The organism is Nonomuraea sp. NPDC049784, assembly GCF_040659615.1.
Taxonomy (GTDB): domain Bacteria; phylum Actinomycetota; class Actinomycetes; order Streptosporangiales; family Streptosporangiaceae; genus Nonomuraea.
In genome coordinates this window covers 1-4,686 of the sequence record NZ_JBFAMX010000720.1, presented here as the reverse complement: position 1 = coordinate 4,686, position 4,686 = coordinate 1, and the positions used below count along the sequence as shown (strand labels likewise).

General features: G+C 68.8%; 4 protein-coding genes, 2 pseudogenes and 1 riboswitch. All 6 genes and pseudogenes read left to right on the top strand.

What is annotated here, in order from left to right:
* A pseudogene (locus tag AB0J09_RS56765) lies at positions 1–714 on the top strand (mannose-1-phosphate guanyltransferase); the annotation flags it as partial.
* A gap of 295 nt (positions 715–1,009) precedes the next feature.
* Positions 1,010–1,522, top strand: a complete 513-nt coding sequence (locus tag AB0J09_RS56760; protein ID WP_360711034.1) for an FHA domain-containing protein — start codon at positions 1,010–1,012, stop codon at positions 1,520–1,522.
* Positions 1,523–1,589: 67 nt separating this feature from the next.
* On the top strand, positions 1,590–2,243 hold the full coding sequence (locus AB0J09_RS56755; protein ID WP_360711031.1) for a MerR family transcriptional regulator: 654 nt from the start codon (positions 1,590–1,592) through the stop codon (positions 2,241–2,243).
* A 133-nt stretch (positions 2,244–2,376) separates the two neighbouring features.
* A complete protein-coding gene (locus AB0J09_RS56750) occupies positions 2,377–2,847 on the top strand; it encodes a bifunctional nuclease family protein (protein WP_090771501.1) in 471 nt (156 codons plus the stop codon).
* Positions 2,848–2,994: 147 nt separating this feature from the next.
* Positions 2,995–3,615: a MerR family transcriptional regulator gene (locus tag AB0J09_RS56745; protein WP_360711028.1), complete on the top strand. Its 621-nt coding sequence runs from the start codon at positions 2,995–2,997 to the stop codon at positions 3,613–3,615.
* A 124-nt stretch (positions 3,616–3,739) separates the two neighbouring features.
* Positions 3,740–3,837: riboswitch (glycine riboswitch) on the top strand.
* A 168-nt stretch (positions 3,838–4,005) separates the two neighbouring features.
* A pseudogene (locus AB0J09_RS56740) lies at positions 4,006–4,686 on the top strand (glycine dehydrogenase (aminomethyl-transferring)); the annotation flags it as partial.

Here is a 4,686-nt window from a genome sequence, read left to right as displayed (position 1 = left end):
GACCTGCAGCGCCTGTCGGAGCTGGTCAGCTCGTCGCGGGCGGCGTTCGGCGTCCGGTTCGACCCGGTCGGCGAGCGCATCGCCCTGGTGGACGAAATGGGCCACCTCATCAACGAGGAACGCGCCCTGCTCGTCGTGCTCGACCTCGTCGCCGCCGAGCGCAGGGGCGGCCAGGTGGCGCTGCCGGTCACCACGACCAGGGTCGCCGAGCAGGTCTGCCGCTTCCACGGCGTGCAGGTGCAGTGGACCTCCACCGCGCTCGACGCCCTCACCTCGGCCGCCGCCGGCCCCGACATGATCTTCGCCGCCGATGGACGCGGCGGCTTCGTCGTGCCGGAGTTCAGCCCGGCCATCGACGGGCTGGCCGCGTTCATGCGCATGCTCGGCCTGGTGGCCCGCACCCGCCTGTCGCTCAGCCAGATCGACGCCAGGATCCCCGAGGTGAAGATGCTCAAGCGCACGGTGCCCACGCCGTGGGCGGCCAAGGGCGCCGTCATGCGCTCGGTCATCGAGACGGCAGAGGCGGAGCAGGACGGCCGCCGCATCGACACCACCGACGGCGTGCGCGTGGCCCGCGACGACGGGAGCTGGGTGCTGGTGCTGCCCGCCGCCAGCGAGCCCGTCACCGACCTGTGGGCCGAGGCGAACGACATGGACAGCGCGCAGGCGTTGCTCGAGCGGTGGGCTCGCATCGTCGAGCAGGCCGCCGGTTGATCAACTCTCACAGAGAGTGATGGAACGGTCTCTGGCAATGAATCAAATGAAGAACGCTACTCACAGTGTGCGCGCACAGCGCCGCAAGATCGTAATGTAGAAACGCGCGGCGGCATGGACCACGGGGCGGGGGCGACGGTAACTTTGTCTGCGTCCAAACCATAGTCCAGTGCCCCGCCTTGACCTTTGCCGCTGATCAGCGTATGTTGCGGCATTCGCAAACTTGAAAAAGCGAAGCGAGGCGCGCCCTAGAGCACCGTCGCCGCGTCTTCGCGGTAGGAGGCCGAGCCGATCGATGCCGAGCGTCTACTGCACGCAGTGCGGGCACGCCAACCCCGAGGATGCCCGTTTCTGTTCCCGTTGTGGGTCACCGCTGACCAGGCCCGAGGTCTCCGGGGACACCACATCGACGATCTCCATCGCGGGAATCGAGGCGTACGAGGCTGAGACAGGCGACATGCTCCTGGCCGAGCGGGCCCTCGTCGAGCAGCTGCCGCCCGGCGCGGCGTTGCTCACGGTGACGAGGGGCCCCAACCAGGGCAGTCGCTTCCGGCTCGACAAGGAGCTCACCACGACCGGGCGCCATCCGGAGAGCGACATCTTCCTCGACGACATCACGGTCTCCCGCCGCCACGTCGAGTTCTACCGGCACCGCGGTGGCCAGTTCTCCGTGCGCGACGTGGGCAGCCTCAACGGCACCTACGTCAACAGGGAGCGCATCGAGGAGGTCCCCCTGCACTCCGGAGACGAGGTGCAGATCGGCAAGTTCCGCCTCGTCTTCCTGATGCGGACCAACGCCGGCGCATGAGCGAGCGGAGCGAGCGACCGGCACGCACGGCCCCATGTGAGCTCATGGGGCCGCCGAGGGAGGCCGCATGAGCGCACAGGCGGCTCGCTCGCACATGAGCATCGGGGAGGTGCTCGCGCTGCTGCGGGGCGAGTTCCCCGATGTGACCATCTCCAAGATCCGGTTCTTGGAGGGTGAGGGGCTGATCGAGCCCGAGCGCAGCCCGTCCGGCTACCGCAAGTTCACCCACCTGCACGTGGAGCAGCTGCGCTTCATCCTGACCGAGCAGCGTGACCACTACCTGCCGCTGCGGGTGATCAAGGACAGGATGGCGGAGAGCTTCGGCCGCCCGCGCGCCGTGCAGGAGAAGCGGGAGGTCCGGCTCAGCCGGGCCGAGCTGCTCGAGGCGGCGGGGATCGACGAGGAGACGCTCGCCGAGCTGGAGGACTACGGGCTGCTCGCCCCGGTGGCCAGGCGCTACGACGAGGAGGCGCTCAACGTGGCCCGCAGCGTCGGCGCCCTGGCCCAATTCGGCCTGCACGCCCGCCATCTGCGCGCGGTCAAGGCGGCGGCCGAGCGCGAGTGCGGCCTGGTCGAGCAGACCGTCGCTCCCATACTCAAACGGCGGGCCCCCGGCGCCATCGGGGAGGCGGACGAGGTCGCCAGGGAGCTTTCCGCACTCCTGCTCGATTTGCACGCATCCCTTGTGCGGTCGGGGATCCGGTCCGTTCTGGGGCGCTGAGACCCAGTCGAGCTGGGAGGTGGAGGCGCGTTCCATGCCCGCCGGGTGTTACGTTGAATTGCAGTAGCCAGTCAGCAGAAGCGACGAGCCAAATAACTGTGCCGGTTGACCGGTCAGGAATACGGAGCAGCCCGTGTTGCAGATGGAGGTCGTGGGCGTTCGAGTAGAAATGCCCACAAATCAGCCGATCGTCTTGCTCAAGGAGGCACACGGGGAGCGGTTCCTTCCTATATGGATTGGCATGACCGAGGCGACAGCCATCGCTCTGGCCCAAGCGGAGGAGCCACCTCCGCGGCCGCTCACCCACGACCTCTTCCGAGACGTGCTGAGCGCTCTGGGCGTAGGCCTGCGAGCGGTCAACATCGTCGCCCTGCGCGACGGCATCTTCTTCGCCGATCTGGTGTTCTCCAACGGCGTGGAGGTGAGCGCGCGCCCGTCCGACTCGATCGCGCTCGCGCTGCGCACGGGAGCGCGCATCTTCGCCAGCGAGGAGGTCGTCCAGGAGGCCGGGGTCATCATCCCGGATGACCAGGAGGACGAGGTGGAGAAGTTCAGGGAGTTCCTTGACACGATCACACCCGAAGACTTCGGCAGGGCGGGGTAGGTATTTCGGTGCATTTACGCTTCACGACGCGCCGAGCCGGATCGTTGACTGAGCATGGTCACGGACCTACGGTGCAAGTGAAACCCGTGGCCGCCCTTTACGAACCCCCAGATCAGGCCACGGGATGAGAGAAAGCCGGAGGTCCGCGTGGCGGTCAGCAGCGGCGAGGGAAAGACAGCCGGCCAGGAAGATCCGGTGCGGCGCGAGAGCGCGCGGCAGCGTGCCGGGGAGCAGGGTCTGCTCTTCGACGAGCAGCCGGCGTCGCTGCCAGGCGACATCGGATACCGCGGGCCGACGGCCTGTGCGGCGGCCGGCATCACCTACAGGCAGCTCGACTACTGGGCACGCACGGGCCTCGTGGAGCCCACGATAAGAGCCGCGCAGGGCTCAGGCTCCCAGCGGCTCTACGGCTTCCGAGACATCCTGGTGCTCAAGGTCGTCAAGCGGCTCCTCGACACCGGGGTGTCGCTGCAGCAGATCCGTACGGCCGTGCAGCATCTGCGTGACCGCGGGGTGGCTGACCTCGCGCAGATCACGCTCATGAGCGACGGCGTCAGCGTCTACGAGTGCACCTCGGCCGACGAGGTGATCGATCTGCTCCAGGGCGGCCAGGGCGTGTTCGGCATCGCGCTCGGCCGGGTCTGGCGTGAGGTCGAGGGATCCCTCGCGGAGCTGCCGGGGGAAAGAGCAGCGGTCGAGGACACCGTCCCGGCCGACCACCCCGCTGACGAACTCGCCCGCCGCCGCCGCGCGCGGCGCATGGGCTGAGCGCGAACTCCGCTGCCTGCGTGGGCCCCCGAACGGGGCCCCTACGCGCGGGCGGACTAATCATGCCCTGTCGTGGAAATTCGCCCGTAACGGATAGGGTTGTAATCTAGGACAGCAAGGCTGACGACCCCGTGCGGGAGAGTCTCCGGGCCTACGGGTCCCGGGGCGCCGAAGGAGCAACCCTCCCCGGAATCTCTCAGGCATCCGTACCGCTCGGGCGAGGCAACTCTGGAAAGCAGGCGCACCTGCCAGGCGCGTCTCACCGACGGTGCAAGCCCCGTTCCCGGGGTGAAGCTCTCAGGTCGCGGTCCCGCCGCGCTGACAGAGGGGGAGATCCGGCACTCGCCCGCGCCCTGGCGCCGGTCTCCACAGCCTCGGGAGGCACTTTCCATGACCGACCTGTCAGCCCCGCCGTTCTCATCCAGGCACATCGGCCCATCGGAGTCCGAGCAGCAGCGCATGCTCGAGACCGTGGGCTTCGAGTCCGTGGCGGACCTGGTGGCCGTGGCCGTTCCCGAGGCCATCAGGGCCAAGGACCGGCTCAATCTGCCCGCCGCCGTCGGGGAGGCCGAGGCCATCGCCGAGCTGCGCGCCCTGGCCGGCCGCAACCGCGTGCTCACCTCGATGATCGGCCTGGGCTACCACGACACGATCACGCCCGCGGTCATCCGCCGCAGCCTGCTGGAGAACCCGGGCTGGTACACCGCCTACACCCCGTACCAGCCGGAGATCTCGCAGGGCCGCCTCGAGGCGCTGCTGAACTTCCAGACCGTCGTCTCCGACCTGACGGGCCTGCCCGTCGCGGGCGCCTCCCTCCTCGACGAGGGCACGGCCGCCGCCGAGGCGATGACGCTGGCCCGGCGCGCGGGCAAGTCCAAGAGCGACGTGTTCGTGGTGGACGCCGACGCGTTGCCGCAGACCAAGGCCGTGCTCGCCACCCGGGCCGAGCCCCTCGGCATCGAGCTGGTCGAGCACCCCCTCGAGGGTGTCACCGCGGTCATCGTCGCGGGTGTGTTCATCGGCGTGAACAACACCCTCACCACCCAGGCCGTGATGATGGTCGCGCCGGTG

Bases quoted from the DNA above. Each gene is read 5' to 3' on its own strand.
- AB0J09_RS56760 (WP_360711034.1), top strand. From the start codon at position 1,010: ATGCCGAGCGTCTACTGCACGCAGTGCGGGCACGCCAACCCCGAGGAT.
- AB0J09_RS56755 (WP_360711031.1), top strand. From the start codon at position 1,590: ATGAGCGCACAGGCGGCTCGCTCGCACATGAGCATCGGGGAGGTGCTC.